The following is a 24,451-nucleotide window of genomic DNA, read 5'->3' on the forward strand; positions in this document are numbered from 1 at the left end:
AGTTGCGGTACGCGGTTTCGATACGCCGTCGCGTGCTCGTTCCTCGCCGCGTCGGCTACTCAACCACCGAGGAGAGGTAGCGAGAATCGTCGGTTGCGCACGGTTCTCGATGGTCGAGTGCGAGGCGGGTGCGCCACTGGCAGGGGCGGATCAGACCATGGGCGGACGACGGGGAGCGACGCTCGGCCCTAGGGTCGAGAGCATGCACGAGGCGGGCAGGAGCAGGCGTCCGTGGCGGCTCAACGCACGGGCGAGGATCGTCTTCGACGTCTTCCTCGCCACGGCGCTGACAGCCGGCTCGTTCCTGATGCTGTCCATCGGCGTGTGGCCCACCCTGCTCAGCCTCGCGCAGACGCTCCCCCTGTTCGTCCGACGGAGCCACCCCGTCCTCTGCTTCACCCTCGTCTCGCTCGCACACGCCCTGCAGGCTGTCACCTTCGAGGTGATCACGTGGGGGCAGCTCGCCTTCCCCATCGCCCTGTACTCCCTCGCCCGGTTCAGCCGACCTCTGATGGGCTGGCTCGGGTTCGGTGTCGGCATGATCGGAACCTTCACCGCCTCCATCCTGTGGACACAGGGCTTCAACGCCCAGACCCCGGTCGAGTACCAGGAGACCTTGACGCTCTCCTCCTACGTGCCCCTCTTCCTGTCCGTCGGCGCCACCGTCATCACCGGATGGGCACTCGGCACCCAGGGACGGGTCCGCGAGGCCTACGAGGCCACCCTCCTCGAGCGCGGCGAGAGACTGGCAGCCCAGGCCGAGCAACGAGCGACCATGGCCGCTGCAGACGAACGCGCACGCATCGCCCGCGAGATGCACGACGTCGTGGCACACGGTCTGTCGGTCATCATCGTGCAGGCCGACGGCGCGCGCTACGCCGCAGAGCAACACCCAGACATCGCCGTCGAGGTGCTCGAGACCGTCTCCACCACCGGTCGCGACGCCCTGGCCGAGATGCGACGTCTCCTCGGGCTGCTCCGCGGCACCACCGACCCCGACCTCGCGCCACAACCCGGCCTCGAGGACCTGGCTGGGCTGGTCGGCGAGCACCTGCCCACCGGCCAGGTCGAGCTCCCCGACCCACCACCGGACGTCGCACCCGGCGTCGGGCTGACCGCGTACCGCATCGTCCAGGAGTCGCTCACCAACATCCGCAAGCACGCCGGACCTGACGTCACGGCCACGATCCGCGTCGCCGCGGAAGTCGACACGCTCAGAGTGGAAGTCGTCGACAACGGCCGTGGCGCCGCGTCGGGACACGGGTCGGGGCTCGGTCTGGTGGGCATGCGTGAACGCGTCGAGGTGCACGGCGGGACCTTGGCCGTGGGGCCGCAGTCGGGAGGCGGATGGGCCGTGCGTGCGAGGATCCCTCTGTGAGCGAACAGCCCATCCGTGTCCTGCTCGTGGACGACCAGCAGATGGTCCGCGCTGGGTTCCGAATGCTCATCGACAGCCAGCCGGACATGACGGTCATCGGGGAGGCGGGCGACGGCCAACAGGCGATCGACCTCCTCGCCACGGTCCCGGCCGACGTCGTGCTCATGGACGTCCGGATGCCACACGTCGACGGCGTCGAGGCGACACGCCACATCGCTCCCGACGGGCCCCGGATCATCGTGCTCACGACATTCGACCTCGACGAGTACGCCTTCGCCGCCCTCCAGGCCGGGGCCTCAGCGTTCCTGCTCAAGGACGCCGCCCCTCCGGACCTGCTGGGAGCCATCCGCTCGGTGCAGGCCGGCGACGCCGTGGTCGCTCCGTCGACCACTCGCCGACTGCTCGACCACTTCGTCCAGTCGGCCCCGTCCACCGCGGCGCCGCGTCCCCCCAGCGCCGACCGCTTGACGGAGACCACCGAACGCGAACGCGAGGTGCTGTCGCTCATCGCCCGGGGCCTGACCAACTCCGAGATCGCCGAGACGCTCTTCCTCTCCGAAGCGACGGTCAAGACGCACATCAGCCGCCTACTGGCCAAGACAGGATCCCGCGACCGCGTGCAGCTGGTGCTGCTCGCGCTCGAGTCCGGGGCATGACGTGACGGTGGGCCAGCGGTCCGCCTCGACGTCGTGGGCCGTCACCGGCACCACCGCCACCGCACACGTGGGAGCTGCTCCGCCCTCATCCCACGGTCTGATGTCTCCACCGGCGTAGGACCGTGGGATGAGGGGCAGGACCAGTCCGTACGCTGACGACTCCGAGGCGGAGCATCCATAGCGTCGTGGACATGACCACGACATTCGATCCTCACGCGATCACGACCGCCGCCTCGGCGCGCGGACTCACCAAGACCTATGGCACCGGGCCAGCCGCCGTGCACGCCCTCGACGGCATCGACGTCGACCTCGCACCGGGCCGCTTCACCGCGATCATGGGCCCGTCCGGGTCCGGCAAGTCGACGCTCATGCACTGCCTCGCCGGGCTCGACCGGCCGAGCGCAGGCACCGTCTCCGTGGCGGGCGTCGACCTGCGGGAGCTGAACGACGACCAGCTGACCCGCTTCCGCCGCGACAAGCTGGGCTTCGTCTTCCAGGCCTTCAACCTGCTGCCGATGCTCACCGCGCGCCAGAACATCCTGTTGCCCCACGAGCTCGCCGGCCGCAGTGCCCGTCGCCGCCCACGGCCCGGCACCCCCGCCGAGATCGACGCGACGGTGAAGGCCCAGGTGGACGAGGTCGTCGAGATCCTCGGTCTCACCGACCGCCTGGACCACCGGCCGTCCGAGCTGTCCGGCGGACAACAGCAGCGCGTCGCCATCGCGCGGGCCCTCGCCACGGACGCGGCGATCGTCTTCGCCGACGAGCCGACCGGCAACCTCGACAGCACGTCATCGGCGGAGGTGCTGTCCTACCTACGGCGCAGCGTCCGCGAGCTCGGACACACCGTCGTCATGGTGACCCACGAGCTCGACGCCGCCGCCTACGCCGACGACGTCGTCGTGCTCGCGGACGGCCGGGTGCGCACGCACCTGAGCGCACCCGATGCCGACGAGCTGGTCCGTGCCCTGGGAGTGACCCGATGAGATCGGTGCTCGTCGCCTCGCTACGTACCCACACCCGTCGCTACGTCGCAGCACTGCTCGCCGTCACCATCGCCGTCGGGTTCGTCGTCGTCACGAACGCCCTCGCCTCGGCCACCAAGAACGGGCTCTCCGCCGGCGTCGACGCGGCCTACCCGGGTGCCGACCTGGTCGTCGGTGACGAGGTCGGCATCCCCGAGGAGGACGTCGACGCCGCACTGGCCGAGGCCGAACGCTCCGGGGACCGCGCCGCCGTCGTCGCGAGCACGTGGACCCGTGTGAGTGCCGGCGGAACGTCGTGGGGAGACCAGGTCAGCATCAGCACCGTCGCCGACGACCCCGAGCTGCGCCGTCAGGAGATCCGCACCGGGCTACCACCGAGTGGGCCGGACGAAGCCCTGGTCAAGGCGTCCAAGGCCGAGGCCACCGGAGTCGGGGTGGGCGATGAGCTGACGATCGGCACCGGGCAGCAGCGGCAGGAGGTGCGCGTCGTCGGACTCACCGAGGGTGCCACCTACCTGGATGCCGACGTCCACGTGCCGTGGGCCGCTCTTTCGGCGATGCAGGCCTTCCCTGACGCCGTGGTCTACGACGTGATCGACGAAGGTGCCGTCGACGCGCGCGCGGAGACGCTCGCCGGACTGGTCTCCAGCGAGGTGCTCTCTCGTGACGACTATGTCGACCAGCGGGTGACCGTCGTCAACCAGGGTGTCGACATCGTCAGCTACCTGCTGCTGCTGTTCGCCGGGATCGCCGGATTCGTGGCGGTGCTCGTCATCGCCAACACCTTCACCATCCTGTTCGCGCAGCGCACCCGCGACCTCGCACTGCTGCGCTGCGTCGGTGCCACCCGTCGCCAGCTCCTGCGCTCGGTACGGCTGGAGTCTCTCCTGCTGGCTCTCGTGGCGGCGACGGTCGGCATTGTCGGCGGCACGGCGGCCGGGTACGGGATCGCCGCGGTCGTGAGGATCTTCGCAGACGACCGCGTGGGAGCCGTGGAGCTCTCACCGGCCTGGCTGGCGGCAGCGTTCGTCGGCGGCGTCGTGACCACGCTGGTGGCAGCCTGGTGGCCGACGCGTGCCGTGACGCGGGTCAGCCCCCTGGCAGCACTGCGACCCGTGAGCGGCGACACCGTGCGCGGCCGGGCCGCTCGGGGGCGGGTCGCTCTCGGCCTGTTCGTCACGGCCGCCGGGGGTGCGCTGCTGGCTGTTGCCGTCGCCGCGGAGTCCATGGAGGTGCTGATGCTCGGCGGCATGACGTCGTTCACGGGCGTGCTCCTGCTGGGTCCGGTCCTGGTGCCGGCGCTCCTGCGACTGGTCGGCAGCATCATCGGGCGAGCGGGCCCGTCGAGTCGGATCGCCGCCGCCAACGCGGTGCGCAATCCTCGACGCAGCGCGACCACCACGGCGTCGCTACTGGTGGGCGTCACGCTGACGACCGCCGTCCTCACCGGCATGGCCAGTGCCCGCGGAGCCATAGATGCCGACATGGATGCCTCACACCCGGTGGACGTGGCGCTCACCGGAACGTCAGCCGTCGGTGACCAGCTGGTCCGCGACGTCGAGCAGGTCGACGGGGTCTCCGGAGCCGTCGGTGTTCCCGGCGTCATGGGCGGCTTGGAGGACGCGGGCGGCGTCACGATCCTCGCCCCGACGACCACGGAACGCTCCATCGGCCGCGACGAGGAGCCATTGACCCCCGAGGAGGGCGAGGTGCTCGTGCCGTTCAGGCTGATCGACTCGCTCGAGAACGGACTGCCCGAGGAGGTCACCGTGACGGCCGACGGACACACCTCGACCCTGCGCTCCCGCGTCGTGAGCACCGAGTGGGGCGACGCGATCATCGTGGCACCGGACACGCTCGCGGAGCTGGGAGGTGAGGCGGGGAAGCTGGCCGTGTGGGTGAGAGCCGAGGACGGAGCCGATGCCGACACGCTCGTCAGCGATCTCGGTGCCGTGGCCCGCAACTCAGGACTGGAGACCGCTGATGCCTTGCAGGACCGGGCCTGGGTGGACCTTCAGCTGGACGTCCTCGTCTGGGCGGTGCTCGGACTGCTCGGCGTGGGGGTCGCGATCGCCCTGGTCGGCATCGCCAACACTGTGGGTCTGTCGGTGCTCGAGCGCGGCCGTGAGCATGCCTTGCTGCGGGCCCTCGGGCTCACCCGACGCCAGCTGCGACGGGTCCTGGCGGCGGAGGGACTGCTGCTGGCGGTGGTCGCCGCGCTGCTCGGCACCGCGCTTGGCGTGACGTATGCGTGGCTGGGTGTCGCCACGGTGATCCAGCCGGTCACACCGGCGGTGTCGCTCGAGCTGCCGTGGCTCCAGCTCGCCGGGGTGCTTCTCGCCGCGGCGCTGGCGGGGCTGGCCGCCTGCGTGCTGCCGGCGCGCCGCGCCGCACGGGTGATGCCCGCCGAGGGCCTGACGCTCGACTGATCCCGGTCCGAAGGGGCCGAGCGTCAGGAACGGCGGCCGACGAGGTCGAGGGTGCGGTCGAACTCACCCTCGACCTCGTCGTCGTGCTCGTGGGTGGCGAGGCTGACCGCCACCGCGACGACGACGTTGGCCAGGAACGCGGGGATGATCTCGTACAGCTCGGTGCCCCACTCGTCCCAGGCGAAGACCGTCAGGGCACCGACGACCATGCCAGCCAGGGCGCCCCACTGGGTGAGACGCCGCCAGAACAGGCTGAGCAGGATGATGGGGCCGAACGACGCCCCGAACCCGGCCCACGCGAAGGCGACGAGGCTCAAGATGGTGCCGTCCGGGTTGAGCGCCAGCAAGGTCGCGATGACGGCCACGGTGAGCACCCCGCCACGACCGAGGGTCAGGAGCAGGGTCTGCGACGGTTCGGAACGGGTGGCGACCCTGTAGAGGTCCTCCACGAGCGCTGAGGAGCAGACCAGCAGCTGGCTGGAGACCGTGCTCATGACGGCGGCGAGGACGGCGGCCAGCACGAACCCGGCCACCACCGGGTGCAGCAGGAGCTGGGACATCGTGAGCATGACGGTCTCGGGGTCGCTGAGGTCGGCTTCGGACTGGGCGAAGTACGCGACGCCGACGAGCCCACCGGTCACGGCACCGAGCAGGGAGACGATCATCCAGGAGATGCCGACCCGTCGTGCCGAGGTGGCCGAGCCCGGGTCCGGCAGAGCCATGAAGCGCACGATGATGTGTGGCTGGCCGAAGTAGCCCAGGCCCCAGCCGAGCGCGGAGATGATGCTGACCAGCGCGGCACCGGTGACGGCCGTGCCCCCGACGAAGGACAGGTGTCCCGGCTCCAGGTCACGGACCGCGTCGAAGGCCTCGACCGGTCCACCGATGGCGATGATGGCCAGGATCGGCACGAGCAGCAGCGCCACCAGCATCATCACACCCTGGACGACGTCGGTCAGCGAAGCGCCGAGGAACCCACCGAACAACGTGTAGATGACCGTGACCCCCACGACCAGCAACATCCCAACGGTGTAGGTGGAGCCGAAGGCGCTCTCGAAGAACACGCCACCGGCCACGATCCCGGAGGAGACGTAGAAGGTGAAGAAGACCAGGATGATGGCGCCCGAGGCGATCCGCAGGGAGTGCGACGTGTCGCGCAGGCGATTCTCCAGGAAGCTCGGGATGGTGATGGAGTTGCGCGCCACCTCGGTGTAGGCACGCAGACGGGGCGCGACGAACCGCCAGTTCAGGTAGGCGCCCGTGGTCAGGCCGATCGCGATCCACGCCTCGATCAGGCCGGAGACGTAGATGGCGCCGGGCAGCCCCATCATCAGCCAGCCGGACATGTCCGAGGCCCCTGCGCTCAACGCCGCCACCGGCGGTGGCAGGTTGCGACCCGCCAGCATGTAGTCCTCGTGGCCGGCGGTACGGGTGTAGGCGTAGTAGCCGATCGCGATCATCGCGCCGAAGTAGACGACGAGCGCGGCGACCTGCCAGGTCTGGTCCGACATTCCGACACCCTCCCACTCCGGGGGATCGGCGTCGAGGGCTTCAGGCAGACTCGGGCCATGACACCTACTCACTTCTGGCGTGCCGTCAACACGCTGCACGCCGTCGTCTACTTCGCCCCCGACGCGAAGTCCCGCTATGAGGCCCTCGGCCTGAAGGGGTACTGGATGGGCTACTTCGCCTCGCGCGGGGCGGCTCTGGGGACCCCGTCGGCCGAGGTGGTGACGGCGACGTTCCATGGCTTCTCCCCCGCCATGGTCGCTCGGGCGATCCCCGATGCATGGTCCATGGCCGAGCGGGAGGCAGTGCTGGCTGAGCGGGCGGCGATCGCTGCCGACGCGTTGCGGCCGGGGCTGCAGGGGTACGACGTCGCAGCCCTCACGACTCGCCTGGCGGGCGCGGCCGATGGACTGGACGTGGCCGGCAAGCCCCTTGCCGCCGCCCAGCGTGCCCTGCCGGCCCCGACCCACGCGCCCCACGGCGGGGGTGCCGGGCCGTGGGCGGCGGAAAGCGCCGGCGGTGGTGCCCCCGACGCCGGGGCGACGGACGAGTGTGCCGTGTTCTGGCACCACCTCACGGTGCTGCGGGAGTTCCGCGGCGACTGCCACATCGCGGTCCTGCTGGCGGCCGGGCTGGGTGGTGCCGCCGCCAACGTCCTGCAGGTGGCCGTCGGCAAGGCACCTGAGAACCAGCGTCAGCTGCGTGGCTGGACCGAGCAGGAATGGGCGGCGGCCGAGGACGACGTGCGTCAGCGAGGCTGGATCGACGATGACGGGGTGGTCACCGAGTCCGGCCGGCTCGCGCGTGAGCGGATCGAGGACGCCACCGACCGCGCCTGTGAGGCGTTCATGGACCGGGAGTCTCGTGCCCATGCCGTGGCCGTCTCCGACGAGCTGCGCGACGCCGCCGGCTCCGTCGGTCCCGTCACCTTCCCCAACGCCACGGGGAACGGCCGCCCGTGACCACCCACGCCTCCCCGATTTGTGAGCCCGGGCACCACATCAGGTCACCACTGGGTGCCCAGGCACCCACATCGGGGGGACTGGAGCCGAAGCGCCCACGCCGATGGTCAGTGTCCGTGCGCAGGACGGCGGGCTGAGGCCGTGATCGATTCGTGGCGCTTCGCCGTCGGCACCCTCACGGCCATCCCTGTGAAGCCGCCGCGCAGGGGGGGCCGTGCCGTGTCCGGGCCGGCGATGGTGCTGGCGCCGCTGGCCGTGGTGCCGCTCGGCCTGCTCGTCGCGCTCGTCTGCCTCGCCGGCCGCGAGCTGGGCCTCGCTCCGCTGGGCGTGGCCGCCGCCGCCGTCGGAGCGCTCGCGCTCGGCAGCCGGGCCTTCCACCTCGACGGACTGGCCGACACCGCCGACGGCCTCACCGCGTCCTACGACACCGAGCGCTCACTGGCCGTCATGCGCACGGGCGACGTCGGGCCCGCGGGGGCGGCATCGCTCGTGCTCGTGCTGGGTGTTCAGATCGGGGCGCTCTCGAGCCTGCTGTCGCTGGAGCACGGTCCGTGGCTGGCCGGCATCCTCGTGGTCGTCTCGCGTGGCGCCGTCGCCATCACCTGCATGCGCGGCGTGCCCGGGGCACGCCGCGACGGCCTCGGGGCAACGTACGTCGGCGCCGTCCACCCCGCCGTCGCCGCGCTGGTGTGGCTGCTGCTCACGGCGATCACCACCGGCGGGTTCCTGCTGGTCGACGAGACCTGGTGGCGGGGGCCGCTCAGCATCGCCGCCGCGCTCCTGGTGGTCGCGGTCATCGTGCGCCGAGCCATCACGCGGCTGGGTGGCGTCACCGGCGACGTCTTCGGCGCGAGCATCGAGCTCAGCCTCGCCGCCCTCCTGCTCTCGGCGACGTAGGACCGGCCGACCCGACCTACGACCAGCCGGCACGGCCCGGTCGGACACAGGTGTCTGCCCGTCCACGCCTCGCGGCACACCAGCCTGACGGGCCAGGTCGTAGTGTCAGGTGTCATGCAGACAGACACCGCCGGCAGGACCCGCGGGACCATGGGTGTGGGACTGAGCGTCGCGGTGCTCTCGGCGGCGGCGTTCGCGACCTCCGGCCCCCTCGGCCGGGTCTTGCTCGACGCCGGCTGGAGCCCCGGCGCGGCCGTGGCCGTCCGCGTGCTCGGCGCCGCGGTCGTCCTCACGATTCCGGCCGCCGTCATGCTGCGAGGACGATGGCGACTCCTGCGCACCGAGCTGCGGAGCATCCTGGGCTACGGGGTGCTCGCCGTCGCCGCCACCCAGCTCTGCTTCTTCTACGCGGTCGGCGAGATCGACGTCGGCGTCGCACTGCTGATCGAGTACACCGCCATCATCGCCATCGTCGGCTGGATGTGGGTGCGGCACAGTCAGCGCCCGACACGCCTGACGAGTGTGGGCGCCGCGATCGCCATCGTCGGTCTGGTCCTGGTCCTCGACCTGCTCTCGGGCGCGAACGCGGTGAACCTGATCGGCGTGCTGTGGGCCCTCGGCGCGATGCTCGGCCTGGCGTCCTACTTCGTGTTGTCGGGCGACCAACGCTCACCGCTGCCGCCGCTGGTGCTGGTCTGGGCGGGGCTGCTGGTCGGCGGACTCGTCCTCGTCCTGGCAGCCACGCTCGGGGTCCTGCCGTGGCGCTGGAACACCGAGACGACCCACTTCGCCTTCGCCTCCGCCCCGTGGTGGGTGCCCGTCGCCGGGTTGGTGCTCCTCGCGGCGAGCCTGGCCTACTGGACCGGGGTGGTCGCCGCTCGACGCCTGGGACCACGCCTGGCGTCGTTCGTCGGCCTGATCGAGGTCGTCGCCGCGGTCTTCTACGCCTGGTTGCTGCTGCACCAGCTGCCCACCGCGGTCCAGCTGCTCGGCGGCGTGCTGATCCTGCTGGGGATCATCGTCGCCAAGGCCGGCGAACCGCAGACCGCCGTGGCGCACGTCGACGCGGTGGAGGTGGTCCCGCACGAGGACCCGGCAGTCGAGGACGCCCGGCGCAACCCGTCCGACGAGCAGTCGGCGCCACCTGCCTAGTGTCCTGAGTGGGAGGACCCTAGAGGGACAACACGCGTCCGGCGACGACGAGCAGCACCTCGTCGCACTCGGCGGCGAAACGCTGGTTGACGACGCCCAGCAGATCGCGGAAGACCCGACCGGAGCGATGCTCGGGCACCACGCCCAGACCCACCTCGTTGGTCACGAGCACGACGGTCCGCTCGGTGTGGGCCAGTGCGCGCACGGCATCGTCGACCCGCTCGAGCAGGACGTTCTCCCAGTCCTCGCGCACCTGGTCCCAGCCGTCGAGCTCATCGATCTGGCTGGTCAGCCACGTGCCGAGGCAGTCGATGAGGACCGCGCCCGTGCGCTCCTCGAGCGCCCCGTCCTCCACGGCCTCGCCCTCGATGGCACCGGCGAGGTCCGCCGTCTCGAGTGTGCGCCAGTGCGTGGGCCGACGCTCGCGGTGCCGCTCCACGCGCGTGGCCCACTCGGGGTCCATGTCCGGGTCGGCAGCAGGCCCGGGCGCGACGTAGGTGACGACGTCCTCGGCGAGCAGGAGCGACTCGGCGTGGAACGACTTGCCCGAGCGCACGCCCCCCGTGACCAGGACCTTCATCCGTCGCCTCCACTCTCCAGCCTGGTGGGAGCCTACTCGGATCCATGTGGCGTCCGGAACGCCGTTGCTAGGATGCGGGCCCATGCACCACATGCCGGCCGCCCAGACCGCCGAGGACTGACATGCCTCCCGAGGACCGCCACCAGAGGCTGCAGGGCGCCAAGGAGGTGGGGCGGCGGGCCTCGCGTCGTGCGGGCCACTCCCTGGGCCGGCTGGACTACCAGCGCCCGAAGTACCCGCACGACATCCACCCGGCACTCGTCCCCGGCATCTCCATCGACGAGCAACGTCGCCGGTACCGCCTGAGCCTGCTGGTCTTCGCCCTGGCCGGAACCATGACGGTCGCCTTCGTCCTCTGGGGGATCATCGACTCCGACAGCGTGGCCGAGGTCTCCGCCACGGCCTTCACGTGGGCCACCGACAACCTCGGCTGGCTGTTCAACACCGTGGCGATCGTCATCCTGGCCTCCTTGCTGGTCATCGCCTTCTCCCCCTACGGCAAGATCCCGCTCGGCAAGGACGACGAGGAGCCGGAGTTCGGCACCTTCGTGTGGGTCGCGATGCTGTTCGCGGCCGGGATCGGCATCGGCGTGCTGTTCTTCGGCCCGTCAGAACCGCTCACCTACTTCACGTCCCCGCCCCCGCTGACGGCCGAGCCCGAGACGACCGAGGCGCTGCACGGGGCGATGGCCCAGACCTACTTCCACTGGGGCTTTCACGCCTGGGCGATGTACGCGCTGGTCGGCGGGGCGGTCGCCTACGCCGCGTACCGGCGCGGCCGGCCACTGCTCATGTCGTCGATCTTTCGCACCCTGTTCGGCCAGCGGCACACCGACGGCCTCGCCGGCAAGCTCGTGGACGTCTTCGCGATCGTCGCGACGCTGTTCGGCACCGCGGCCGCGCTCGGCATCGCGGCCATGCAGATCGGCACCGGTGTCAGCATCGTCTCGGGAATGGGCGAGCTGACCAACACCGTCCTGCTGGTCATCATCGCGATCCTGACCGTCGGCTTCATCGTCTCGGCGGTCTCCGGCGTCGCGCGCGGCATCCGCTACCTGTCCAGCATCAACATCGTGCTCACCGTCGGGATCATCACCACGGTGCTCTTCCTCGGTCCGACGCTGTTCCTGCTGAACCTGCTGCCGTCGGCGGCCATGGAGTACACCGGCTCCATGTTCGACCTGATGGGTCGCTCGTTGTCGTGGGGCGAGGAGACACAGGCGTTCCAGTCGGCGTGGACCGTCTACTACTGGGCATGGTGGATCTCCTGGTCGCCGTTCGTCGGCGTCTTCATCGCTCGCATCTCCCGAGGTCGCACGATCCGTCAGTTCCTGCTCGGGACCATCATCATTCCGTCGTCGCTGTTGTTCATCGCCTACGGGATCATGGGCGGCACGTCCATCTGGATGTACCGCAGCGGTGCCGAGGGCTTCTCCGACGACATGGCCCCACCGGACGTCTTCTTCACGATGCTTGACAACCTGCCCTACGTCGGCTGGCTGCCGTTCGTGGCGATCGGCGTGCTCTCCATCTTCTTCATCACCTCCGCCGACTCCGCCTCGGTGGTGATGGGCATGCTCTCCAGCCACGGCGACCAGAACCCGCGCCGCTGGGTCGTGGTGTTCTGGGGCCTGGTGATGGCCGGCATCGCCGCGATCATGCTGTCCCTCGGCGACGCCACGGCGCTGGAGGGCCTGCAGCAGCTGGTGATCGTCACCGCGGTCCCGTTCGCGGTGGTGATGCTCCTGATCATCGTGGCGTGGTTCCGAGATCTGCGGACCGACCCGCTGGCGCTGCGCCAGCACTACGCACTCACCGCGATGAGCAATGCCGTCGTGGACGGGGTGGACCGCTACGGCGACGACTTCGCCCTCCAGGTCACCGAGACCGAACCCGGCTCCGGGGCCGGCGCGGACATCGACTCGACGAGCGAGGACTACACCGCCTGGTACCAAAGAACCGACGAGCACGGCGACCCCGTCGGCTATGACTACGAGACCGGCGAGTGGGAGGACGGCTGGAGCCCGGAGGCCGGGGACCCCGGGACGCAGGAGGCCGACGAGTCCCGCTGAAGGGTCGCCCCGGCTCAGCGACGGCGCAGCAGGAAGACGTCCATGACCCAGCCGGCCTCGGCCTTGACCTCTGCTCGGGCACGCTCGACCGCTTCGCGGACCTCCCCGACCGGGCCCGAGACCAGGCGCTCCGAGACAGTGCCGAGGTCGGCTCCCCACCAGATGTGCCAGTCCTGCAGGCCGTCCAGCTCCAGCGCGCGGTTCAGCATCACGAGCACGTTGTCGGCACCGGAGTCGACGGCCTCGCGCAGCCGGCGTCCGGTGGTGACGACGATCGGCTGCCCCACCTCGTGGAGCACGATGCGGTGCCGCGCGGCCAGCAGCTGCAGCGCCGAGATGCCCGGCACGACGTCCCACTCGAACGTCACGGCCCCACGGGCCAGCACCCGCTCGACGATCCGGACGGTGGAGTCGTAGAACGCTGGATCTCCCCACACCAGGAAGACGGCCTCGCCGGGTCGCTCGAGCAGCACCTGCTCGTAGGCACCCGCGCGGGCCTCGTGCCAGTCGGTGACGGCGGCCTCGTAGCCCGCGCGCGTGCCCGTCGCCTCGACCGAACGGTTGCGCGCAGGATCGCGCACCGGCACGACCTCGAGGTCCGGGGCGTGGCGAGCCAGCAGCTCGCGGCGCAGCCCGACGAGGGGGTCGTCCTCGGACTTCTGGGCGACGATCGCGTAGTCCGCGGCGTTCAGCGCCTTCACGGCCTCGACCGTCAGCTGGTCCGGGTGGCCGGCCCCGATGCCGACGAGCCGAACCCGTCGACCGTCGACGGGGGTCACCGGGGCCCCGCCACGGGGTCCAGCAGTTCGCACCCGCGTGACTCACGGGACGTGACGCAGTGACTCGCGGGGGGTGAGGCAGTGACTCGCGGGATGTGACGCAGTGACTCGCGAGGGTTCACTGGCGATCCTCCAGGTCACCTTCGACGTCGAGGTAGACCTGCTGCATCGCCGCGACGACCTCGGGGTCCGGCTCGGCCCACAGGCCGCGGTCAGCGGCCTCGGAGAGCCGCTCGACGATGCCGCGCAGCGCCCACGGGTTGGACTGCTTCATGAACGCCTGGTTGTCCTCGTCGAGGACGTACTCGTGCGCGAGCTTGTCGTACATCCAGTCGTGCACGACCCCGGCCGTGGCATCGAAGCCGAACAGGTAGTCGACCGTGGCCGCCAGCTCGAACGCACCCTTGTACCCGTGACGCTGCATGGCGCCGATCCAGCGCGGGTTGACCACCCGGGCGCGGAAGACGCGCGCCGTCTCCTCCGACAGCGAGCGGGTGCGTACGGCGTCGGGCGTGGTGGAGTCACCCACGTACGCCTTGGGTTCGGCGCCGGTCAGGGCGCGAACCGTCGCCACCATGCCCCCGTGGTACTGGAAGTAGTCGTCGGAGTCGGCGATGTCGTGCTCACGGGTGTCGATGTTCTTGGCCGCCACCTGGATGCGCCGGTAGTTGGTCCGCATGTCCTCGGCCGCCGGCTCACCAGACAGGTCACGGCCGTAGGCGTAGCCACCCCACTGGGTGTACACCTCGGCGAGGTCGTTGTCGTCGCGCCAGTTGCCCGCCTCGACGACCTGCAGGATGCCGGCACCGTAAGAACCGGGCGCCGAGCCGTAGATGCGGGTGGTGGCGCGACGCTCGTCGCCGTGGTCGGCGAGGTCGGCCTGCGCATGGGCGCGGACGTAGTTCTGGTCGGCAGGCTCGTCCAGCCCGGCCACCATCTGCACGGCGTCGTCGAGCATCTCGATGACGTGCGGGAAGGCGTCACGGAAGAAGCCGGAGATCCGGACCGTGACGTCGATCCTGGGCCGGCCGAGCTCCTCGAGGGAGACGACCTCCAGGCCGTTGACCCGACGCGACGCCTCGTCCCACTCCGGCCGCACGCCGATGAGCGCCAGCACCTCGGCGATGTCGTCGCCGGACGTGCGCATGGCCGAGGTTCCCCACACGGACAGGCCCACCGAGCGCGGTGGCTCTCCGGTCTCGGCGACGTGCCGCTGCACCAGCGAGTCGGCCATCGCCAGGCCGGTCTCGTAGGCCAGGCGTGACGGGACGGCGCGCGGGTCGACGGTGTAGAAGTTGCGACCGGTGGGCAGCACGTTGACCAGGCCCCGCAGCGGCGAGCCGGAGGGGCCGGCGGGGATGAACCCGCCGTCGAGGGCGTGCAGGACGTGGTCGAGCTCGTCCGTGGTGCCGTTCAGCCGCGGCACCACCTGCTCGGCCGCGAACTCCAGGACCTTGACGACAGTGGGGTCGTCATGCAGGCCGCTGGCGGCCGACGCCTGCCAGCCGGCATCCTCCATGGACTGCACAAGCGCGCGAGCCTGCGCCTCGATCTCGTCGACGGCGCCGAGCTGCTCCCCGCTTCCGTCCGGCCCAGCCTCCTTCAGGCCCAAGGCTGCGCGCAGGCCCGGCAGGGCTCCAGCCTCACCGCCCCAGACTTGCGACGCCCTCAGGATGGCGAGCACGAGGTTGACCCGAGCCTCACCGGCCGGAGCCTGCCCGAGGACGTGCAGACCGTCGCGGATCTGGGCGTCCTTGACCTCGCAGAGCCAGCCGTCGACGTGCAGCAGGAAGTCGTCGAACTCCTCGTCGGCGGGCCGCTCCTCCAGACCGAGGTCACGGTGCATCTCGGCGGCGTGCATGAGCGTCCAGATCTGGGCGCGGACGGCCGGCAGCTTGGGCGGGTCCATCGCGGCGATGTTGGCGTACTCATCGAGCAGCTGCTCCAGCTTGGCGATGTCGCCGTAGGACTCCGCGCGCGCCATCGGCGGCACCAGGTGGTCGACGATGGTGGCGTGCGCGCGTCGCTTGGCCTGAGCTCCCTCGCCCGGGTCGTTGACGAGGAAGGGGTAGATGAGCGGCAGGTTGCCGATCGCGGCGTCGGTGGCGCACGAGGCCGACAGCGCGGCGTTCTTGCCCGGCAGCCACTCCATCGAGCCGTGCTTGCCGAGGTGGACGACGGCGTGGGCGCCGAAGCCGCCCTCCTCGGGAAGGCTCTCCAGCCAGCGGTAGGCGGCGAGGTAGTGGTGGCTGGGTGCGAGGTCGGGATCGTGGTAGATCGCGACGGGGTTCTCGCCGAACCCACGCGGCGGCTGGATGAGCAGCACGACGTTGCCGGCCTGGATGGTGGCCAGCACCAGCTCGCCGGTGCCCCCTCCGGACGGCTCGGTGACGAACAGCTCGCCGGGCGCCTCGCCCCACGTCTGGACGACGTCGTCCATCAGGTCGGCCGGCAGGTCCGCGGTCCATCGGCGGTAGTCGTCGGCGCTGATGCGTACGTGGCTGTCGGTCAGCTGGGCATGCGTCAGCCACTCCTCGTCCTGGCCACCGGCGTCGATGAGCGCGTGGATGAGCGCGTCGCCGGCCTCGGTGTCGCCCTCCCCGTCCGGCCCAGCCAGGTCGAGGAAGCCGTGCACGGGTCCGTCGGCGGGTCCGAGGTCGTACCCGGCGTCACGCAGCCTTCGCAGCAGCCGGATGGCCGAGACGGGGGTGTCGAGGCCGACCGCGTTGCCCACCCGACTGTGCTTGGTGGGGTAGGCCGAGAGCATGAGCGCGAGCCGGCGCTCGGCCGGCGGGGTGTGCCGCAACCGGGCGTGGTTGACGGCGATGCCGGCCACGCGGGCGCAGCGCTCGGGGTCGGCGACGTAGCGCGGCAGCCCGTCCTCGTCGATCTCCTTGAACGAGAACGGAGCGGTGATGATGCGGCCGTCGAACTCGGGGATGGCGATCTGGTTGGCGGAGTCGAGCGGCGTGACACCATCGTCGTTGGCCTGCCACTCCTCGCGGCTGGACGTCAGGCACAGGCCCTGGATCACGGGGATGTCCAACGCCGCCATCCGCTCGACGTCCCAGGCCTCGTCGTCCCCGCCGGCACTTGCCGAACCCGGGGTCGTGCCGCCGGCAGCGAGCACGGTGACGATGAGGGCGTCGAGGCTGCCCAGGGCCTCGTAGAGGTCGTCGGAGGCGGCGCGCAGGGACGAGCTGAAGATCGGCAGGCCGACGGCCTCGCCGGTGGCGTCGATCGCGTCGGCGAGCTCGTGCGCGAAGACGTCGTTGCCGCTGGAGTGGTGGGCTCGGTAGAACAGCACCCCGACGCGGGGCAGGTCGTCGCGGTGCTCGCGCTCCAGCCAGCCCCACGCGGGCAGCGTCGCCGGCGGCTCGAACCCCTCGCCGGTCAGCAGGATGGTGTCGGAGCAGAAGGCGTGCAGCTGCGCGAGATTGGCCGGGCCGCCCTCGGCGAGGTAGCGGTGCGCCTCGGCAGCGACCCCGATCGGCACGGTCGACATCTCCATGAGCTCGGCGCTGGGTGACTGCTCACCGCCGAGCACGACGAGCGGGACGTCCGGGACGTGGTCGAGGATGAGCTCACGGACGTCGTGCGCACTGCCGAGGACCCGGGCGATCACGAGATCGGCGTCCGCTACCTGCTCGTCGATCCCCCGTGTGGGGTTGGCGTGCACGTAGTCGGCGCCGCTCGCGCGGGCCGAGAGCAGGTCGGTGTCGGACGTGGACAGCAACGCGATGCGGGTCATCAGGGCTCCTCCTCGGGGTTCTCGCCCCGGTGGCTGGGAGTCGCCGCGGTCGGTGTCTGGCTATGGCCGTTCGAAGGGCCTCTCACAGTGGCGGAACCGCGCGGGAGTCTCACCCGCTTCCCGTGATCCGCGGCGACGGATCGCACTCAGCCTATCCGCTGCTCCTCGTTCAGGTCTCCCGCGGGACCAGCCGCTGCAGCTGGGTGACGTGCTCGGGTCGCAGCTCCGCGACCGACGAGACACCCAGCAGCTTCATCGTCCTGATGATCTCGGTGGCGAGGATCTCGATGGTCCGGTCGACGCCACGACGTCCCCCGGCCATCAGCCCGTAGAGGTAGGCGCGGCCGATGAGGGTGAAGTCAGCGCCACAGGCCAGGGCCGCGACGACGTCCTGGCCGCTCATGATCCCGGTGTCGAGATGGATCTCCACGTCGGTGCCGACGGCCGCACGGACCTGCGGGAGCAGGTGGAAGGGGACCGGGGCACGGTCGAGCTGCCGCCCTCCGTGGTTGGACAGCAGGACGGCATCCACACCGAGGTCGGCGAGCCGGACGGCGTCGTCCACGCCCTGCACACCCTTGACCACCAGCTTGCCGTTCCACTGCTCCTTGATCCAGGTGAGGTCCTCGAACGTCACCGTCGGGTCGAACATCGTGTCCAGCAGCTCGGCCACGGTCCCCGACCAGGAGTCCAGCGAGGCGAAGGCCAGCGGCTCGGTGGTGAGGAAGTCGATCCACCAGGCGGGTCGCGCGAGGGCGTTGAGCACCGTGCGCGGGCCCAGGGTGGGCGGGATGGTCATCCCGTTGCGGACGTCGCGCAGACGGGCCCCGGCGACGGGCACGTCGACGGTCACCAGCAGGGTGTCGAACCCGGCCTGCTCAGCCCGCTCGACGAGCGCCATCGACCGGTCGCGGTCGTTCCACATGTAGAGCTGGAACCAGTGGCGGCCGCCGGGCGCGGCCGCTGCGACGTCCTCGATCGACGTCGTCCCCATGGTGGAGAGCGCATAGGGGATGCCGGACGCCTGCGCAGCCGTCGCGCCGGCGATCTCCCCCTCGGTCTGCATCATGCGGGTGAAGCCGGTGGGCGCGATGCCGAACGGCAGCACCGAACGGCGGCCGAGCACCTCCACCGAGGTGTCCACCGTCGAGACGTCCCGCAGGATCGTGGGGTGGAAGGTGACGTCGAGGAACGCCTGCCGTGCCCGGGCCAGCGAGATCTCGTCGTCGGCCGAGCCGTCGGTGTAGTCGAAGGCGGCCCTGGGGGTGCGGCGCTTGGCGACGGCGCGCAGGTCCGCGATGGTCAGGGCCCGGGCCAGCCGTCGGCGGGTGGGGTTCACGATCGGTCGCTTGAACTTCAGCAGCGGCAGGAAGTCCCTGGGGCGGGGAAAGCGGCGGCGGGTCATCGGCGGATCTTTCGACGTGCGTACGTGGTGGTTTGACGGATGCGGCTCACGCGGACCGGCAGGTCCTCGAGCCCCACCGTCGAGAACGCCGACGCTACGCGTCTGGACGTTGCCCAGGGCGGTGGCCGCGCCGGTTCCAGCGACGCCTGCGTGCTCGGACCTACGACCGCTGGTCCGCCGCGACCCGCTCGCGATGCTGTGGGGCCAGGACGCAGTCGCCGCAGTAGCCGCCGCCGGGGAGCCGATAGTACAGACAGCACGAGCGACGGACGAATGGCGCGCCGGGCAGCGCCGTGCCGGCGAGGAACGCCGAGTCCAGCAGGCTTGAGGCGACGCGCTCGGCAGCCGGGGCGAGATCGGCCCGGGCACTGACCACCATCCGCACCGATCCCATCACCGCGGAGGCGGTGTTGCCGCGCACGATCGCCTCTGCCAGGGCGTGCTCGTCGGTGAACCGCGCGGCCAGGGGCTCCACGACGCCGGACACCATCGCCTCGAGGGAGCCGGCGCCCCAGACGGCGGTGCGCAGTGGAACCGGGCCGGCCTGGGCCACCCGCCACTGCAGGCCGTTGTGCATCGGCCCGGGAAGGTCCAGCACGGCGGCGCCGATGGCCGGTGAGAGCAGCCGGGCGAAGAGGCCCAGCGACGTCGTCGAGGCGGCGACGCGAGGCTCGACGTCGCTGCCGCAGCTGCGGGCGAGGGCGGCACCCGTGACCGCGACGCGCTCGCCGAGCTCCGGTCCGGTCAACAGGTCGGTGACCGGCCGCCAGTCACCGCCGGCGTCGGCCTCCTCGAGCGCGAAGAAGTCGCCCAGGGCGGCGACGTCCCGCCTCGCCCGATCGTCGTCCATCAGCCTCGCCTCTGTCGTTCGAGCCTCCATGGTGCCGCACGCGTTTGCCGAGAGACCGTGGACACGATTCCCGCTCCGCGCTCCCCGCGCCTTTGAGGGACCGCGGCGACGAGCGCGTTCAGCGTGACCCCGTCACCGAGGTTCGACGACATCAGGGAACAGCACGCGTGGGACGAACCAGAGGTAGAAGATCATGCCGAACAGCTCGACGAGCGACTGCATCACCACGACGATCGCCGCCGTCTCCCACCCGGCGGGCAACGAGAGCGCGACCGGCAGCACGATGAAGGAGTTGCGGGTGCCGAACGAGAAGGCGAGCGTGCGCCCCTGGTCGCTCGGCAGCCGTGCCACGCCGGCCAGCAGACGCGCCAGGACGAGGCCCACAGCCAGGTGGGCCACCGCCACGGCCACGACGACCGGCAGAAGGTGGGCGGCGTCGCGGACGGCACCGACGTGGGCGGCCGCGACCAGGCCGACGACGACGGTCAGCAGCGGTACCGGCCACCGGCCGAGCCGCTCGGGCGCGGATCGACGTCGTTCCTGTCCGGTGGCCCAGACCTCCGTGAGCGCAGCCATCGCGAGTGGCACGAGCACCACGAGCAGCGCCGGCCAGACGTCGCCGGGCCGGAGCACGGACGTGAGGTCGGCGTCGGCCATGAGCCACAGGTAGAGCGGCAGCAGCAGGAGCTGGACCACCAGCGTGACGGGCGTCAGCGCCGTCGCCCGCGTGGCATCGGCACGGCCCAGCTGGCTGAAGGTGATGAACCAGTCCGTGCACGGCACGAGCAGCACCAGCAGCAGGCCGAGCCGCAGGGCCGGCTCGTCCGGGGTGAGCTGCACGAGCAGCCACACGACCACCGGGACGACGACGAAGTTCCCGGCCAGCGCGGTCAGCAAGAAGCGCGAGTCGCGGAACGCCGCGGGCAGCGACGTCAACGGCATCTGCGTGAACGTGGCGTAGAGCAGCAGGGCGAGCACCGGCCAGACGAGGCCCCCGGTGACGTCGCCCGCCTGCGGCCAGAGACTGCCCACCGCCAGCCCGAGCAAGACGGCCGTCAGGTAGCACCAGACCTGGTGGCGCTCCAGCGTCACCCGGCTCATCGGCGCCTCCGTGTGGTCACAGGCGGCAACGCTAGTGCCCTGGGTCACGGTCATCCGGATCAGGCACGGCCGCCGTCACGCGGTCGCCGCAGGCGCTCCACCGGCGCACCATCGGCCAGGTGGCAGGCGACGACCTCGTCGGCGTCGGCCGGACCGACCGGGCCGTACCAGGTGTCCTCGGGGTGTACGACCACCACCGGCGCGTGGTTGCACGGGAACAGGCACCCAGTCTGGGTGACGAGCACGTCGTCGTCCCCGAGCTCGTGACGCTTCAACGACTCGGCCAGGGCCTCGGCGGTCTCCCCCGCTCCCTTGGCGGCGCAGCGCGGACCACGACACACCAGGACGTGACGGCGATGGCCCGGCACGTCCTCCCACGCCGGTGACGTCAGCGGGGCCTCCCGGCCGGTGACGTCACGACCGGCCACCACGACGTCGACGCCCGGGTTGCGTCGCACCCAGTCCGCCGCCACCCGGCGCAGCCATGAGCGCGCGGGCGCCCGTTGACCGAGGCTCGTGCCGACGAGGGTGACGTCCCGGGCACCCTCGTCACGCAGTCCGTCCAACGCAGCAGTGAGCGACGGGTCCCGTCCCTGGAGATGGGCCAGCCTTGCGCCGGTGGCCTCGGCCAGGTCGGTCAGCTCGGCGAGGTGGCGATCGGCGTCGACGCCCATCGCCACGAGCACGACGGCAGTCATCTGCGGCCCCTCTCGTCCCATCTGCTCCGTCCGTGCCACACCACGTGCAGACGCCCCGACGGGTCGTGGGGACCGACGGACGCCTCGACGCCGTAGACCCGATCCACCAGCTCGGGTGTCAAGACCTCCTGGGCTGGTCCGTTCGCGACGACGCGTCCCGCGTCCAGGACGACGAGCCGGTCGCAGAAGGCGGCGGCGAGATCGAGGTCGTGCAGTGCCGCCACGGTGGTGAGCCCGAGGCCACGCACCGTCTGCAGGAAGTCGATCTGGTGCCCGAGGTCGAGGTGGTTGGTCGGCTCGTCGAGCACGAGGACCTGGGGTTCCTGCGCCATGGCCCGCGCCAGCTGCACGCGTTGCCGCTCACCCCCGGACAGCGTGGGCCAGCTGCGGTCGGCGAGCTGCGTGATGCGGCCGACCCGGAGCGCCTCATCGAGCTCGGCGGCGCCCTCGCTCCGGCGGGCCGGCCACCGGCCGCGATGCGGGATGCGGCCGAGCTCCACCACCTGACGCACGGTCAGGTCCAGCTGCGTCGTGGCCTGCTGCTCCAGCACCGCGATGCGCCGGGCGCGCCCACGACTGGACAGCGTGTGGACGTCGACGTCGCCCACCAACACCTGTCCCGCGTCCGGACGACGGAGCCCGGCCATCGTGTGCAGCAACGACGTCTTGCCCGAGCCATTGGGGCCGAGCAGACCCGTGACCGTGCCGGGCTCGCAGACCAGCGACACGTCATCGACGATGACGCGGCCCTTGACGCCCCACGTGACGCCCTGCGCACTGAACCTCATCGGCACTTCGTCATCCACTCCGTCGTCATCGGGTCCGGGCCTCCCGCCGCAGCAGGAAGGCGAAGACCGGCGCACCGATCACCGCGGTGACGACGCCGACCGGAACCTCCTGGCCCGCCACCAGGGAACGAGCCGCGGTGTCGGCCCAGACCAGCAGCACCGCACCGGCCAGCGCACTCAGGGGCAGCAGCCGGTGGTGCAGAGGACCGCACAACAACCTGATGACGTGCGGGATGACCAGACCCACGAACCCGATGGCGCCGGTGAAGGAGACCAAGGTCGCGGTGACCAGGGCGGTGCCGACCAGGAGCGACCACCGCACCGCCGTGATCGGGACCCCGAGCGACGTCGCGGCCGACTCCCCGAAGGCGAAGGCGTCGAGGTCGGAGGCGAAGAACATGATCGCCACCAAGGCCCCGAAGGCGACCGTCGCCAGGACCAGCGCCGTTGTCCACCGGATGTCCGCGAGCGAACCCAGTGTCCAGCTGAGCACCCGCCGGGCGGCGTCGTGATCGCCACTCATGATGACGATGAACGAGGTGTACGCCGCGCAGATCTGCGCGATCGCCACACCGGCGAGCACGGTGCGCGCCGGTGGAAGGTCGCCGGAGCGGCCGGTCGCGAGGGTCAGGACGAGCAGCAGCGCACCCATCGCTCCCACGAAGGCGCCGACGGCGATCATCGAGCTACCCACCAGCCCCGCGACTCCCACACCGAGCACGATGACCGTCACCGCACCGACGGCCGCACCACCGGAGAGTCCGAGCAGGTACGGATCCGCCAGGTCGTTGCGGGTCAGGGACTGCAGGACGGCGCCTGCCAGCGCCAGCGCCGCACCCGTGGCGGCAGCACCCAGCACACGCGGCATGCGCAGCTGCCAGACGATGCGGTCCTGCAGCAGCGTCACATCGGCTCCCTCGATGACGCCGAGCCGACGGAGCACGACGTCGACCACGGTGCCCAAGGGCAGGTTCACCGATCCGATCGTCGCCGCGACGGCCATGGTCACCAGCAGGACGCCCAGCAGCAGGAGCCCGAGGCCGAGCGGACCCCTGCGACGGGTCACCTCGGCGAGCCGCGGAGACGGACGCGCGGCGTCGAGCATCAGCGCAGGGCGGTGAGCTGCTCGGCGACGCTCACCGCACCGTCGGCCAGACGAACACCCGGTGTGGACTCCGAGAACGGCACCGTCACGAACGCCTCCTCACGGACGGCACGCACGTCCTTGAGCGCGGGATCCTTCGTGAGCTTGGTGATCTTGTCCTCAGCCGTCGACCAGGTCGCGTCGGCCAGCACGATCACGTCCGGGTCGGCATCCACCACCCGCTCCCAGCTGACGTCGGCCCAGCCGCCACCGACGTCGGCGAAGACGTTGGTGGCTCCCACCGCGTCGAGGATGAGCTGCGGGCCGCCCTCGCCGGCCCCGGCGAACGCGGTCTTCTCCCCCGAGTCGAACCAGAAGACTTCCAGGCCCTCGCCGGCCGCGTCCTCGCTGAGCGCCTCGAGTGCGTCCCGCTGCTCGGACCGGATGTCCTCGGCCGCATCCGGGATGCCGAAGGCCGTGGCCGCACCGTCGATCTCGTCCCACACCGAGTCGAAGGTGACGGGGACGTCCGGCTCGTTCTCACCGCAGCCGAACGGTGAGAGATAGGTGGCGACGCCGAGCTCCTCCAGGTCCTCGCGGGTCCCGGCGTTCTCGGCGTCGAAGGCGCTGGAGTAGGAACCGTAGACGAGGTCGGGCTCGACGCCGAGCACCGTCTCGTGGTCGGCGTACCCGTCAGAGAGCACCTCGACGGACTCGTAGTCGTCGTGCCACTTCTCGGGCACCTCGTCGTCAAGGTAGGCGGTGCCGGCCATGCGGTCGGCGACGCCGAGCGCGAGGGCCACCTCGGTGGCGCCCTGGTTCATGGTGACGATGCGCTCGGGCTGCGACTCCAGGGTGGACGTGACACCGCAGCTCTCGACGTCGACCGGGTAGTCGACCCCGGCCGCCGCATCATCGTCACCGGAGGGCGCTCCGGCGCAGGCGCCCAGGAGGGCCAGGCAGGCGAGCGCGATCCCGGCGGGGATGCCGGGCCACGGGCGGCCCGAGGGCGCTGCGGGGATGCCGGGCCACGGGCGGCCCGAGGGCGCTGCGGGGATGCCGGGCCGCGGGCGGCGAGCTGAACGGGTACGGCGGACGGACGTCATAGGGCGTCTCTTTCTCATCCGGAGGCTCCGTGCGCGAAAGCCCCTCATCGGGTGTCGCGACCCCGGCGGGGTCACGGCCAGCAGGTCTTCGGACTCGGGATCGACCGGACGAGACCCCTTCCCGGACCCGAAGGCCCAGTGGGAGCTGCCTCGCCCGTCACCCTCACCGCTGCGCGTCAGTCCCGGACTCTCACCGGGTTCCCTGGCTCACGAGGAGCACGACTGGCACGGGCAATGTAGCAACCTTCCGCCCTGGGCCCACCCAGTG

General features: G+C 71.1%; 19 protein-coding genes and 2 riboswitches. Of the genes, 8 read left to right on the forward strand and 11 right to left on the reverse strand.

Annotated elements, in window-relative coordinates:
* Positions 1 to 202 precede the first annotated feature (202 nt).
* The 4 genes from ACEVFP_RS17450 (at position 203) to ACEVFP_RS17465 (ending at position 5,449) form a co-directional block, all read left to right on the forward strand.
* Positions 203 to 1,378, forward strand: coding sequence for a sensor histidine kinase (locus ACEVFP_RS17450; RefSeq protein ID WP_375000720.1), 1,176 nt, complete (start codon positions 203 to 205; stop codon positions 1,376 to 1,378).
* Positions 1,375 to 2,034, forward strand: a complete 660-nt coding sequence (locus tag ACEVFP_RS17455) for a response regulator (protein ID WP_375000721.1) — start codon at positions 1,375 to 1,377, stop codon at positions 2,032 to 2,034. Before ACEVFP_RS17450 ends, ACEVFP_RS17455 begins: the two co-directional genes overlap by 4 nt.
* A 191-nt stretch (positions 2,035 to 2,225) precedes the next feature.
* Positions 2,226 to 3,020, forward strand: a complete 795-nt coding sequence (locus ACEVFP_RS17460; protein WP_375000722.1) for an ABC transporter ATP-binding protein — start codon at positions 2,226 to 2,228, stop codon at positions 3,018 to 3,020.
* Positions 3,017 to 5,449: an ABC transporter permease gene (locus ACEVFP_RS17465; protein WP_375000723.1), complete on the forward strand. Its 2,433-nt coding sequence runs from the start codon at positions 3,017 to 3,019 to the stop codon at positions 5,447 to 5,449. Before ACEVFP_RS17460 ends, ACEVFP_RS17465 begins: the two co-directional genes overlap by 4 nt.
* Before the next feature lie 23 nt (positions 5,450 to 5,472).
* Here the strand turns inward: ACEVFP_RS17465 and putP are convergent, their stop codons facing one another.
* Positions 5,473 to 6,960, reverse strand: coding sequence for a sodium/proline symporter PutP (putP, locus tag ACEVFP_RS17470; protein WP_375000724.1), 1,488 nt, complete (start codon positions 6,958 to 6,960; stop codon positions 5,473 to 5,475).
* A gap of 57 nt (positions 6,961 to 7,017) precedes the next feature.
* On the opposite strand from putP, the gene ACEVFP_RS17475 reads away from it, so the two are divergent.
* From ACEVFP_RS17475 to ACEVFP_RS17485, 3 genes are all read left to right on the forward strand, one after another.
* Entirely contained in the window at positions 7,018 to 7,920 is a 903-nt protein-coding gene (locus ACEVFP_RS17475) for a hypothetical protein (RefSeq protein WP_375000725.1), read from the forward strand.
* Positions 7,921 to 8,061: 141 nt separating this feature from the next.
* Positions 8,062 to 8,817, forward strand: coding sequence for an adenosylcobinamide-GDP ribazoletransferase (locus ACEVFP_RS17480; RefSeq protein ID WP_375000726.1), 756 nt, complete (start codon positions 8,062 to 8,064; stop codon positions 8,815 to 8,817).
* 114 nt (positions 8,818 to 8,931) lie between these two features.
* Positions 8,932 to 9,969 (forward strand): DMT family transporter, encoded by a 1,038-nt coding sequence (locus ACEVFP_RS17485; protein WP_375000727.1) that lies wholly within the window; start codon positions 8,932 to 8,934, stop codon positions 9,967 to 9,969.
* 19 nt (positions 9,970 to 9,988) lie between these two features.
* On the opposite strand, the gene ACEVFP_RS17490 is transcribed toward ACEVFP_RS17485, so the two are convergent.
* Positions 9,989 to 10,549: a bifunctional adenosylcobinamide kinase/adenosylcobinamide-phosphate guanylyltransferase gene (locus ACEVFP_RS17490; protein WP_375000728.1), complete on the reverse strand. Its 561-nt coding sequence runs from the start codon at positions 10,547 to 10,549 to the stop codon at positions 9,989 to 9,991.
* 122 nt (positions 10,550 to 10,671) lie between these two features.
* Here ACEVFP_RS17490 and ACEVFP_RS17495 point away from each other — a divergent pair, with 122 nt between their 5' ends.
* The gene (locus ACEVFP_RS17495) at positions 10,672 to 12,621 is read left to right on the forward strand and encodes a BCCT family transporter (RefSeq protein WP_375000729.1); all 1,950 of its coding nucleotides are present in this window, start codon (positions 10,672 to 10,674) and stop codon (positions 12,619 to 12,621) included.
* 14 nt (positions 12,622 to 12,635) lie between these two features.
* Here ACEVFP_RS17495 and cobF read toward each other — a convergent pair whose 3' ends face one another.
* The 9 genes from cobF to ACEVFP_RS17540 all read right to left on the reverse strand — a co-directional run bounded on the left by cobF (position 12,636) and on the right by ACEVFP_RS17540 (position 24,183).
* The gene (cobF, locus tag ACEVFP_RS17500; protein WP_375000730.1) at positions 12,636 to 13,400 is read right to left on the reverse strand and encodes a precorrin-6A synthase (deacetylating); all 765 of its coding nucleotides are present in this window, start codon (positions 13,398 to 13,400) and stop codon (positions 12,636 to 12,638) included.
* Between the two features lie 118 nt (positions 13,401 to 13,518).
* Positions 13,519 to 17,151 carry a cobaltochelatase subunit CobN gene (cobN, locus tag ACEVFP_RS17505; protein ID WP_375000731.1) on the reverse strand — a complete coding sequence of 1,211 codons (3,633 nt, stop codon included), beginning with the start codon at positions 17,149 to 17,151 and terminating at the stop codon, positions 13,519 to 13,521.
* Positions 17,152 to 17,180: 29 nt separating this feature from the next.
* A riboswitch (cobalamin riboswitch) is annotated at positions 17,181 to 17,311 on the reverse strand.
* A gap of 9 nt (positions 17,312 to 17,320) precedes the next feature.
* Positions 17,321 to 18,556, reverse strand: coding sequence for an alpha-hydroxy-acid oxidizing protein (locus ACEVFP_RS17510; RefSeq protein ID WP_375000732.1), 1,236 nt, complete (start codon positions 18,554 to 18,556; stop codon positions 17,321 to 17,323).
* 160 nt (positions 18,557 to 18,716) lie between these two features.
* Entirely contained in the window at positions 18,717 to 19,406 is a 690-nt protein-coding gene (locus ACEVFP_RS17515; RefSeq protein WP_375000733.1) for a (2Fe-2S)-binding protein, read from the reverse strand.
* Positions 19,407 to 19,538: 132 nt separating this feature from the next.
* Complete coding sequence (locus tag ACEVFP_RS17520) at positions 19,539 to 20,507, reverse strand: arsenic resistance protein (RefSeq protein WP_375000734.1); 969 nt, start codon at positions 20,505 to 20,507, stop codon at positions 19,539 to 19,541.
* A 59-nt stretch (positions 20,508 to 20,566) separates the two neighbouring features.
* Positions 20,567 to 21,205, reverse strand: a complete 639-nt coding sequence (locus ACEVFP_RS17525; protein ID WP_375000735.1) for a ferredoxin — start codon at positions 21,203 to 21,205, stop codon at positions 20,567 to 20,569.
* Positions 21,202 to 21,993, reverse strand: coding sequence for an ABC transporter ATP-binding protein (locus tag ACEVFP_RS17530; protein ID WP_375000736.1), 792 nt, complete (start codon positions 21,991 to 21,993; stop codon positions 21,202 to 21,204). The genes ACEVFP_RS17525 and ACEVFP_RS17530 overlap by 4 nt, the downstream gene beginning before the upstream one ends.
* 25 nt (positions 21,994 to 22,018) lie before the next feature.
* A complete protein-coding gene (locus ACEVFP_RS17535; protein WP_375003863.1) occupies positions 22,019 to 23,059 on the reverse strand; it encodes a FecCD family ABC transporter permease in 1,041 nt (346 codons plus the stop codon).
* A gap of 38 nt (positions 23,060 to 23,097) precedes the next feature.
* Complete coding sequence (locus tag ACEVFP_RS17540) at positions 23,098 to 24,183, reverse strand: ABC transporter substrate-binding protein (RefSeq protein WP_375000737.1); 1,086 nt, start codon at positions 24,181 to 24,183, stop codon at positions 23,098 to 23,100.
* Positions 24,184 to 24,244: 61 nt separating this feature from the next.
* Positions 24,245 to 24,425: riboswitch (cobalamin riboswitch) on the reverse strand.
* Positions 24,426 to 24,451 lie beyond the last annotated feature (26 nt).

Origin of the sequence: Aeromicrobium sp. CTD01-1L150, from assembly GCF_041951745.1 — a bacterium.
Classification (GTDB): Bacteria; Actinomycetota; Actinomycetes; order Propionibacteriales; family Nocardioidaceae; genus Aeromicrobium.

Bases quoted from the DNA above. Each gene is read 5' to 3' on its own strand.
- ACEVFP_RS17450 (WP_375000720.1), top strand. From the start codon at position 203: ATGCACGAGGCGGGCAGGAGCAGGCGTCCGTGGCGGCTCAACGCACGG.
- ACEVFP_RS17460 (WP_375000722.1), top strand. From the start codon at position 2,226: ATGACCACGACATTCGATCCTCACGCGATCACGACCGCCGCCTCGGCG.
- ACEVFP_RS17465 (WP_375000723.1), top strand. From the start codon at position 3,017: ATGAGATCGGTGCTCGTCGCCTCGCTACGTACCCACACCCGTCGCTAC.
- putP (WP_375000724.1), bottom strand. From the start codon at position 6,960: ATGTCGGACCAGACCTGGCAGGTCGCCGCGCTCGTCGTCTACTTCGGC.
- ACEVFP_RS17475 (WP_375000725.1), top strand. From the start codon at position 7,018: ATGACACCTACTCACTTCTGGCGTGCCGTCAACACGCTGCACGCCGTC.
- ACEVFP_RS17485 (WP_375000727.1), top strand. From the start codon at position 8,932: ATGCAGACAGACACCGCCGGCAGGACCCGCGGGACCATGGGTGTGGGA.
- ACEVFP_RS17490 (WP_375000728.1), bottom strand. From the start codon at position 10,549: ATGAAGGTCCTGGTCACGGGGGGCGTGCGCTCGGGCAAGTCGTTCCAC.
- ACEVFP_RS17495 (WP_375000729.1), top strand. From the start codon at position 10,672: ATGCCTCCCGAGGACCGCCACCAGAGGCTGCAGGGCGCCAAGGAGGTG.
- cobN (WP_375000731.1), bottom strand. From the start codon at position 17,151: ATGACCCGCATCGCGTTGCTGTCCACGTCCGACACCGACCTGCTCTCG.
- ACEVFP_RS17510 (WP_375000732.1), bottom strand. From the start codon at position 18,556: ATGACCCGCCGCCGCTTTCCCCGCCCCAGGGACTTCCTGCCGCTGCTG.
- ACEVFP_RS17515 (WP_375000733.1), bottom strand. From the start codon at position 19,406: ATGGACGACGATCGGGCGAGGCGGGACGTCGCCGCCCTGGGCGACTTC.
- ACEVFP_RS17520 (WP_375000734.1), bottom strand. From the start codon at position 20,507: ATGAGCCGGGTGACGCTGGAGCGCCACCAGGTCTGGTGCTACCTGACG.
- ACEVFP_RS17525 (WP_375000735.1), bottom strand. From the start codon at position 21,205: ATGACTGCCGTCGTGCTCGTGGCGATGGGCGTCGACGCCGATCGCCAC.
- ACEVFP_RS17530 (WP_375000736.1), bottom strand. From the start codon at position 21,993: ATGAGGTTCAGTGCGCAGGGCGTCACGTGGGGCGTCAAGGGCCGCGTC.
- ACEVFP_RS17540 (WP_375000737.1), bottom strand. From the start codon at position 24,183: ATGACGTCCGTCCGCCGTACCCGTTCAGCTCGCCGCCCGCGGCCCGGC.